This is a genomic window from Streptomyces sp. NPDC057474, from assembly GCF_042802555.1.
Classification (GTDB): Bacteria; Actinomycetota; Actinomycetes; order Streptomycetales; family Streptomycetaceae; genus Streptomyces.
In genome coordinates this window covers 1-5,154 of the sequence record NZ_JBHVDX010000388.1, presented here as the reverse complement: position 1 = coordinate 5,154, position 5,154 = coordinate 1, and the positions used below count along the sequence as shown (strand labels likewise).

The window sequence follows — 5,154 nt, the reverse complement described above, 5'->3', positions numbered from 1 at the left end:
GTCCCGATCGTCCACGGGACAGGCCACCGGCCGTTCTGCGCACAGGCTCAAAGCCCGGACTGCGGTTCTTCGGCGGGCTCTGGACAGCCCAGGACCCCGGAACCGGCGCAGTGGATTCCGGGGCCCGGATCAGGGGCGGGGACAGGCACGGGCGACCGTCCGCCGCTGGGTGTCAGACGCGGCGCAGAACGGCCACCACCTTGCCGAGGATGGTCGCGTCGTCACCCGGGATGGGCTCGTAGGCGGCGTTGTGCGGGAGCAGCCAGACGTGGCCGTCCTCGCGCTTGAAGCGCTTGACCGTGGCCTCGCCGTCCAGCATGGCGGCCACGATGTCGCCGTTCTCGGCGACGGGCTGACGGCGGACCGTCACCCAGTCACCATCACAGATCGCGGCCTCGATCATGGAGTCACCGACGACCTTCAGGACGAAGAGCTCGCCGTCCCCCACCAGCTGGCGGGGGAGCGGGAACACGTCCTCGACGGACTCCTCGGCCAGGATCGGGCCACCGGCGGCGATCCGGCCGACGAGCGGCACATACGAAGCGGCCGGCTTGCCCGCCGTGTCCGTCGGCTGTGCCGAGGATTGGTCGGAGCCGCGGACCTCGTACGCCCGCGGGCGGTGCGGGTCGCGGCGCAGAAAGCCCTTGCGCTCCAGGGCCATCAGCTGGTGCGCCACGGAGGACGTGCTGGACAGGCCGACCGCCTGGCCGATCTCCCTCATCGACGGCGGGTATCCGCGCCGCTGCACCGAGTCCCTGATCACCTCGATGACCCGGCGCTGCCGGTCGGTGAGCCCGGAGCTGTCCGCCCTGATGCCTGGAGGTCGGCCGGGCAGGGCTCGCTTGGGCCCTTCATGGTTCGTGGCTTCGTTCATCGCATGCACCGGCTCGAGTCGGCTCTGGGAGCGGTCCTGGGCAGTGATGGTGGCACTGTCAGCGGTGGTGGTCACTTCGGCCCCTCTCGATGGTCTCCCGTGCAGCACAACGGTAGTTGCTTTCGAAAGGTTGCGCCAAACACACGTTCGAGTGAAAAACCGTGAATTGCCTGACGTGACCATGTGCCTGGGTGTAGGGCTTGCGGCTCCGGCGGACAAAAGTGTTGATTGCTGTACTCTTCACCGCCGGGGCAAAGGGCCTTGTGGGCCGCTGTCGCCGCGCGGCCCCAGTCTGCCACCCGGTACTCCGTCGATCGGGTAACGACCCCTCTTTCCGCGGCGCCCACCGTATCCCCGTCCGCTCCGCGACGGTACGGCTGCGCTCCGCGACGGTGCCCCCGTCTGGCACATGCCAATACGTGGGCGACACGCGCGCCGTGGGTGGATTTACGTGCCAAGCCCTACATCTAGTGCTTGGATTGCAACAACGGCCCAGAAGTTGTGGTCCCCCGGGTCCGAGGGCTCTTGGTCATCCCCTATGCTTGGGGCTGCTTCCGCGGGGCCCAAGAGGCCTGTGGGGCCTATTGAGTCGTGCTGTGAGGAGGGTTGGAGTTATGCACTGTCCCTTCTGCAGGCACCCCGACAGCCGCGTCGTCGACAGTCGTACGACGGACGACGGCACGTCGATCCGCAGGCGCCGCCAGTGTCCCGACTGCTCCCGTCGTTTCACGACGGTGGAGACGTGCTCGCTGATGGTGGTCAAGAGGTCCGGCGTGACCGAGCCCTTCAGCCGTACCAAGGTCATCAATGGCGTCCGCAAGGCATGCCAGGGGAGGCCTGTCACCGAGGACGCGCTGGCTCAACTCGGCCAACGGGTCGAGGAGGCGGTGCGTGCGACCGGCAGCGCCGAACTGACCACCCACGACGTGGGACTGGCCATACTCGGCCCGCTGCAGGAGCTCGACCTCGTCGCCTACTTGCGGTTCGCGAGCGTTTATAAGGCGTTCGACTCGCTGGAGGACTTCGAGGCCGCCATCGCGGAACTCAGGGAAGAGCAGGGGAAGCGCCCCGACGCGAACGACGAGGACGTCGAGATCGCGGTCGAGGAGCGCCTGGAGAACGACCGCGGGTCCGGAGGGACTGCCGAAGTCCCCGTGCCCGCCAACGCCGCCGACTGACGGCGGGCCGCACCGCCGGATCAGCGGGTCCGGACGATCGGCGGCGATCCAGACCTGTCGCGAACGGCTGTGTCAGCCAGGTCGCGGCACAAGACAGAACACCGTGTCACGGGGAACAACGTGGCACTTCAGGGCGTTTTCGCCCGTACAGGGAGGCGGCATGACAGAGACGGCGAGCGGTCCGGCACGGAGTTCCCGCGCCAAGGCCACGAAGGCGAGCAAGGGCCTGCGTATCGAGCGCATCCACACCACCCCCGGCGTGCACCCGTACGACGAGGTGGTCTGGGAGCGCCGTGACGTCGTCATGACCAACTGGCGCGACGGCTCGGTCAACTTCGAGCAGCGCGGCGTCGAGTTCCCCGACTTCTGGTCGGTGAACGCGGTCAACATCGTCACCAGCAAGTACTTCCGTGGTGCCGTGGGCACCCCTCAGCGCGAGACCGGCCTCAAGCAGCTGATCGACCGCATCGTGAAGACGTACACGAAGGCCGGTGAGGACAACAAGTACTTCGCCTCGCCCGCCGACGCCGAGATCTTCGAGCACGAACTGGCGTACGCCCTCCTGCACCAGGTCTTCAGTTTCAACAGCCCCGTCTGGTTCAACGTGGGCACCCCTCAGCCCCAGCAGGTCTCCGCCTGTTTCATCCTGTCCGTCGACGACTCCATGGAGTCGATCCTCGACTGGTACAAGGAAGAGGGCATGATCTTCAAGGGCGGCTCCGGCGCCGGACTGAACCTCTCCCGCATCCGCTCCTCCAAGGAGCTGCTCTCCTCCGGCGGCAACGCGTCCGGTCCGGTCTCCTTCATGCGTGGCGCCGACGCCTCCGCAGGAACGATCAAGTCGGGCGGTGCCACCCGCCGGGCGGCCAAGATGGTCGTCCTCGACGTGGACCACCCGGACGTCGAGGACTTCATCGCCACCAAGGTGAAGGAAGAGGAGAAGATCCGCGCCCTGCGCGACGCGGGCTTCGACATGGACCTGGGCGGCGACGACATCACGTCCGTCCAGTACCAGAACGCCAACAACTCGGTCCGCGTGAACGACGAGTTCATGACGGCCGTCGAGAACGGCACCGAGTTCGGTCTCCGCGCCCGTATGACCGGCGAGATCATCGAGAAGGTCGACGCCAAGGCGCTGTTCCGCAAGCTCGCCGAGGCCGCGTGGGCCTGCGCCGACCCGGGCATCCAGTACGACGGTGTGATCAACCGCTGGCACACCTGCCCCGAGTCCGGGCGGATCACCGCGTCGAACCCGTGCAGCGAGTACATGCACCTGGACAACACGTCCTGCAACCTGGCCTCGCTGAACCTGATGAAGTTCCTGAAGGACGACGGCAAGGGCAGCCAGTCCTTCGAGGTCGAGCGCTTCACCAAGGTCGTCGAGCTCGTCATCACCGCGATGGACATCTCCATCTGCTTCGCGGACTTCCCGACCCGGAAGATCGGCGAGAACACCCGCGCCTTCCGCCAGCTCGGCATCGGCTACGCCAACCTCGGCGCCCTGCTGATGGCGACCGGCCACGCGTACGACTCCGACGGCGGTCGCGCCCTCGCCGGCGCCATCACCTCCCTGATGACCGGCACGGCGTACAAGCGTTCCGCCGAGCTGGCCGCGGTCGTCGGCCCGTACGACGGCTACGCCCGAAATGCCGACGCCCACAACCGCGTCATGAAGCAGCACTCCGACGCCAACGGCACGTCCGTCCGCATGGACGACCTGGACACCACGGTGTGGGCCGCCGCCACCGAGGCCTGGCAGGACGTGCTCCGCCTCGGCGAGAAGAACGGCTTCCGCAACTCACAGGCGTCCGTGCTCGCCCCGACCGGCACGATCGGTCTGGCCATGTCCTGCGACACCACCGGTGTCGAGCCGGACCTGGCGCTGGTCAAGTTCAAGAAGCTGGTCGGCGGCGGCTCGATGCAGATCGTCAACGGCACGGTCCCGCAGGCCCTGCGCCGCCTGGGCTACCTGGAGGAGCAGATCGAGGCGATCGTCGCCCACATCGCCGACAACGGCAATGTGATCGACGCCCCGAGCCTCAAGCAGGAGCACTACGAGGTCTTCGACTGCGCCATGGGCGAGCGCGCCATCTCCCCGATGGGCCACGTCCGCATGATGGCCGCCATCCAGCCGTGGATCTCCGGCGCCATCTCCAAGACGGTCAACATGCCGGAGACGGCGACCGTCGAGGAGGTCGAGGAGATCTACTTCGAGGCCTGGAAGCTCGGCGTCAAGGCGCTCGCGATCTACCGCGACAACTGCAAGGTCGGCCAGCCGCTCTCCGCCAAGACCAAGGACTCGGAGAAGGCGGAGATCACCGAGAAGGTTGAGGAGACGATCCGGGCCACGGTCGAGAAGGTCGTCGAGTACCGCCCGGTCCGCAAGCGCCTCCCGAAGGGCCGTCCCGGCATCACGACGTCCTTCACCGTTGGCGGCGCCGAGGGCTACATGATCGCCAACTCCTACCCGGACGACGGCCTGGGCGAGGTCTTCCTGAAGATGTCCAAGCAGGGTTCGACCCTCGCGGGCATGATGGACGCCTTCTCGATCGCCGTATCGGTGGGTCTGCAGTACGGCGTGCCGCTGGAGACGTACGTCTCGAAGTTCACGAACATGCGCTTCGAGCCGGCCGGCATGACGGACGACCCGGACGTGCGGATGGCGGCGTCGATCGTCGACTACATCTTCCGCCGCCTGGCGCTGGACTTCCTGCCCTTCGAGACCCGTTCCGCGCTCGGTATTCACTCCGCCGAGGAGCGTCAGCGCCACCTCGAGACCGGTTCGTACGAGCCAATCCTCGACGACGTGGAGGTCGACGTCGAGGGCCTCTCCCAGTCGGCGCCGCGCCAGTCCCTGAAGGCCGTCTCCACTCCGAAGGCCGACGACGAGGGGGCCAAGCCCGCCCCGAAGCAGGCCCACACCAGCGCCGAGCTGGTGGAGATGCAGCTGGGCATCCAGGCCGACGCTCCGCTGTGCTTCTCCTGCGGTACGAAGATGCAGCGGGCCGGCTCCTGCTACATCTGCGAGGGCTGCGGCTCGACCAGCGGCTGCAGCTGAGCGTGAGCGCCTTCAAGGCGTGACATGACCGTCCGGTGCGGTGA

General features: G+C 67.3%; 3 protein-coding genes. 2 read left to right on the top strand and 1 reads right to left on the bottom strand.

Annotation, left to right across the window (positions count from 1 at the left end; genetic code table 11):
• Positions 1 to 172 precede the first annotated feature (172 nt).
• Entirely contained in the window at positions 173 to 949 is a 777-nt protein-coding gene (lexA, locus tag ACFU53_RS46415) for a transcriptional repressor LexA (protein WP_020114122.1), read from the bottom strand.
• Between the two features lie 539 nt (positions 950 to 1,488).
• Between lexA and nrdR the strand changes: the two genes are divergently transcribed.
• Both nrdR and ACFU53_RS46405 read left to right on the top strand, forming a co-directional pair.
• Positions 1,489 to 2,052 carry a transcriptional regulator NrdR gene (gene nrdR / locus ACFU53_RS46410; RefSeq protein WP_384006268.1) on the top strand — a complete coding sequence of 188 codons (564 nt, stop codon included), beginning with the start codon at positions 1,489 to 1,491 and terminating at the stop codon, positions 2,050 to 2,052.
• A 160-nt stretch (positions 2,053 to 2,212) separates the two neighbouring features.
• Positions 2,213 to 5,110 carry a vitamin B12-dependent ribonucleotide reductase gene (locus ACFU53_RS46405; RefSeq protein ID WP_384006266.1) on the top strand — a complete coding sequence of 966 codons (2,898 nt, stop codon included), beginning with the start codon at positions 2,213 to 2,215 and terminating at the stop codon, positions 5,108 to 5,110.
• Positions 5,111 to 5,154: the final 44 nt, after the last annotated feature.

Excerpts from the sequence above, each read along its gene's own strand:
- ACFU53_RS46405 (WP_384006266.1), top strand. The coding sequence starts at position 2,213 with ATGACAGAGACGGCGAGCGGTCCGGCACGGAGTTCCCGCGCCAAGGCC.
- nrdR (WP_384006268.1), top strand. The coding sequence starts at position 1,489 with ATGCACTGTCCCTTCTGCAGGCACCCCGACAGCCGCGTCGTCGACAGT.